Origin of the sequence: uncultured Marinobacter sp., from assembly GCF_963974375.1 — a bacterium.
Taxonomy (GTDB): Bacteria; Pseudomonadota; Gammaproteobacteria; order Pseudomonadales; family Oleiphilaceae; genus Marinobacter.
On record NZ_CAXBDN010000338.1, the window covers coordinates 1 to 3,691 of the forward strand.

2 protein-coding genes are annotated in these 3,691 nt (G+C 58.4%); one reads left to right on the forward strand and one right to left on the reverse strand.

The features are described 5' to 3' along the window. Positions 1 to 1,277 (reverse strand): membrane-bound lytic murein transglycosylase MltF (mltF, locus tag AAC035_RS19535; protein ID WP_339806787.1); only part of this gene is annotated, 1,277 nt, incomplete at its 3' end. A 320-nt stretch (positions 1,278 to 1,597) separates the two neighbouring features. Here mltF and purL point away from each other — a divergent pair. Further along, positions 1,598 to 3,691 (forward strand): phosphoribosylformylglycinamidine synthase (gene purL, locus AAC035_RS19540; RefSeq protein ID WP_339806786.1); only part of this gene is annotated, 2,094 nt, incomplete at its 3' end.

The following is a 3,691-nucleotide window of genomic DNA, read 5'->3' on the forward strand; positions in this document are numbered from 1 at the left end:
TAACGCCGTATGTTCTGGACATATTCCACTGGCTCATTGCCTCGGGCATAGCCGAATCGGGTTTTCGAGTACCACTCTTTCTGGGACAGCAGGGGCAGAAATTCCTTGACGTCCATCCACCTGTCCGGATTCTTGCCACCGCTTTCGGTCAGCCTGCGGGCATCCTCAAGGTGTCCCGAGCCCACGTTGTAGGATGCCAGCGCAAACCAGGTGCGGTCGGGCTCGGGAACGCGGTCAGGAATGCGGCCATGCACCCGCCGGAAATAGCGGGCACCACCCGCAATACTCTCTACCGGGTCGAGCCGGTTATCGACGCCGATATAACGGGCGGTATTCAGGGTCAGCATCATCAGACCACGGACGCCGGTGGGGGAAACGGCATTGGGACGCCAGTTCGATTCCTGATAGCCAATGGCGGCCAGCAGTCGCCAGTCGACGCTGAATTCCCTGCCGTAGTTCTGGAAATGAGACTTGAAGTCCGGCAGGCGCTCGCGGATATGCTGATCGAACGTCAGCGAGCCAACATAATTCAACCGGTCCAGATGGCCATAGAATCGTTCCCGGAGCTGAGCCAGGGTGCCGTCCTGACGGATGCTGTGCAGGAAAGACTCTGCCTCCTGAAACAGGGTGTCGTCATGACTGGCAGGAAACAGCCAGGCAATATCCTCTGGCTCACTGATGCTGAACGCCTGTTTCACATTCGGGAAATAGACATGATTGAGTGCGAGTTCATTGGCGTCGACGATGGCAGCCAGGAACTCTCCGGTTTCGACCCGTTCAAGAATGCCTGCAGCGTCAAGCCCTTGATGCACTTCATAGGCGGGTAGCGTTATCTGTCCACTGAGAACATGGAGGTTGCGAATGTGATTGCTGTCCCCGGCGAGATGGACGGTCACGCCCTTTTCCACAAGGCTGCTCAGGTCTTCGGGGTGCGGCTGCTCCCGGTTGTAGATGATGATGGATTGAGAGGTGAGGCCGTTGGCCGTTGCCCGGAAGCGGTCGCTCCAGACATCATTGATGGCGAGACCAGTGAACCCGATATGGGCATGGCCCCGGTCCAGCACCGGTAAAATGTCGCCATTGCCGGCCACCAGCCGCACCCGGAGTTCGACGCCCAGATGCTCCGCAAACCGCAGCGCCAGTTCGTAATCAAACCCGGTGGGGCCGTCGCGGTCTTCGTAATAGATAGAAGGTGCGTTGCGGGTAATGACATGCAGCACGCCCTCCGATTTCACCGTTTCCAGTGTTGAGGGGCGTGAGCAGCCTGACAGCTGCATGGCCAGTGCAAGCAGAAGCGCCCAGAGGGCGGATTTCAGGCAACGGCGTTGTTTCACAATCCGGGTGAATACCAAAGGCTACTCTCCTGAGATTTCATCTGAATGATCTACCACAGACCGGTGATGGTCAATCTGCGAGTGCCGGTCAGACGCAAAATTCTGTTAATTGTGCACTGCTGTATCCCGGCCGCGGTTTCAAGTATTATGTCGCCCGTTCTTTTGCCGGAGTTGGTTTGACTCAGTGCCTGTCCTGTCCGGGACATGGTGCAAGACCTGCTAAACTCCTGTTTCCCAGTTTCGCGCGATACAGGTCATTATCCATGCTGGAACTTCGCGGCGCTCCCGCACTCTCTCCTTTCCGCTCTGAAAAACTCCTGGCACAGCTGACTCTTGCGGTTGCGGAGGTATCTCACGTCTACGCTGAGTTCATGCATTTCGTGGATCTTGATGCGGATAACAGTGATGAAGATCAGCGGGTCCTTGATCGGCTGCTGACCTACGGGCCCCGCGCAGAGCCTGAGGATCCTCAGGGTGTTCTGTTTCTGGTGGTGCCGAGACCGGGTACGGTATCACCCTGGTCCAGCAAGGCAACTGATATTGCCCGCAACTGTGGCCTGCGCCAGATCCGCCGGATAGAGCGGGGCGTTGCCTATTATGTGAGCGCACCCGGCAAGCTCGATCGCAGTGACCGGGAGCGGATTGCCGCGATTCTCCACGATCGCATGACCGAGACCGTCTTCCATGAGATGGGCGGCGCAGAGCTGCTGTTTCACCGGGAAGAACCACGTGCCCTTGAGCGGGTTCCGGTGCTGACCGGTGGCCGTCCGGCGCTGGTTGCCGCCAATACCCGGCTCGGGCTTGCCCTTGCCGAAGACGAAATTGACTACCTGGTGAAGGCGTTCAGTGATCTTGACCGCGATCCCACAGACGTCGAGCTGATGATGTTTGCCCAGGCCAATTCGGAGCATTGTCGCCACAAGATTTTCAACGCCTCCTGGGACATCGACGGCGAAGGCCAGGGAAAATCGTTGTTCGCGATGATTCGCAACACCCACGAGATGAGCCGCGAGGGCGTACTCTCAGCCTACCGCGATAATGCATCGGTGATCGCAGGCAGTGAAGCTGGTCGTTTCTTCCCGCATCCGGAGACCGGCGTTTACACCTACAGCCGTGAACCTGTCCATATACTGATGAAGGTGGAAACCCACAACCACCCCACGGCCATTTCACCTTTCTCCGGCTCTGCTACCGGTGCTGGCGGCGAAATCCGTGATGAAGGCGCCACCGGCCGGGGCTCGAAACCGAAGGCCGGACTGTCCGGCTTTACGGTATCGAATCTTGAGATTCCGGGCGATCCGCAACCCTGGGAAACGGGTTATGGCAAACCTGCCCGTATTGCCTCTGCGCTGGATATCATGATCGAGGGCCCCATCGGCGGGGCATCGTTCAATAACGAGTTTGGCCGTCCAAACCTGACAGGTTACTTCCGTACCTTTGAACAGAAAGTACCCGGCGCCGCCGGCGAAGAGGTGCGGGGTTACCACAAGCCCATCATGATTGCGGGTGGCCTTGGCAATATTCGCGAGAATCACGTCGAGAAGGGTGAGATTCCGGTGGGCGCCCGCCTGATCGTGCTGGGCGGGCCATCCATGCTGATCGGCCTGGGCGGTGGTGCTGCCTCGTCGATGGATTCCGGTGCCAGTCAGGAAAACCTCGACTTCGCCTCGGTACAGCGGGGTAATCCGGAAATGGAGCGCCGCTGCCAGGAAGTGATTGACCGTTGCTGGCAACTTGGTGACGACAACCCCATTGCGTTTATTCATGATGTAGGTGCCGGTGGATTGTCCAATGCCATGCCCGAGCTGGTCAAGGATGGCGGTCGTGGTGGCAAATTTGAACTTCGCGACATTCCCAGTGATGAGCCGGGCATGTCGCCGCTGGAACTCTGGTGCAACGAATCCCAGGAACGTTACGTCATGGCGGTTGCCGAATCCGACATGGAGGCCTTCGACGCCATCTGTCGCCGGGAACGCTGTCCCTATGCCGTTATCGGTGAAGCTACCGAGAATCATCACCTGGCTCTGGGTGACGCCTACTTCAATGACCACCCGGTCGATTTGCCAATGGATGTGCTGTTTGGCAAACCGCCGCGGATGCATCGCAGTGTGGCCCGGACCTCTTTTACCAAACCGATATTCGATTCCACTCAGGTGAACCTGGACGAGGCCATCCGGCGGGTATTGCGGTTGCCAAGCGTTGGCAGCAAGAACTTCCTCATCACCATAGGTGACCGCACCATCACCGGCCTGGTGGCTCGTGATCAGATGGTGGGCCCGTGGCAGGTTCCGGTCAGTGATGTGGCGGTTACAGCCGCGAGCTATGACGTGCTCACCGGCGAGGCCATGGCCATGGGC